This window comes from Aeromonas sanarellii, from assembly GCF_000820085.1.
GTDB classification, from domain to species: Bacteria; Pseudomonadota; Gammaproteobacteria; order Enterobacterales; family Aeromonadaceae; genus Aeromonas; species Aeromonas sanarellii.
The window spans coordinates 914-1,115 of sequence record NZ_CDBN01000026.1 but is presented as its reverse complement, the minus strand read 5'-3'; the positions used below and the strand labels follow the sequence as shown (position 1 = coordinate 1,115).

1 protein-coding gene is annotated in these 202 nt (G+C 74.3%); it reads left to right on the top strand.

Translation table 11 applies throughout. From position 1 onward, the window contains the following. On the top strand, positions 1-202 hold a 202-nt coding region (locus tag BN1132_RS05715), incomplete at both ends, for a PfkB family carbohydrate kinase (protein WP_042075827.1).

The following is a 202-nucleotide window of genomic DNA, read 5'->3' as shown; positions in this document are numbered from 1 at the left end:
GGGGGCGGGGGATGCCTTCGTCGCGGGGCTGCTGGCGGCGCTGGCCGGGCGTTCATCGCTGCCCAGTCTGGCCGAGCTGCCCGCCATCCTGGCCCAGGCCCACGGCTGCGGGGCGCTCGCCACCACCGCCAAGGGGGCCATGACGGCACTGCCCACCCGCACCCGGCTGGATGAATTTTTGCGATCGGGCGCAAGCAGCCGT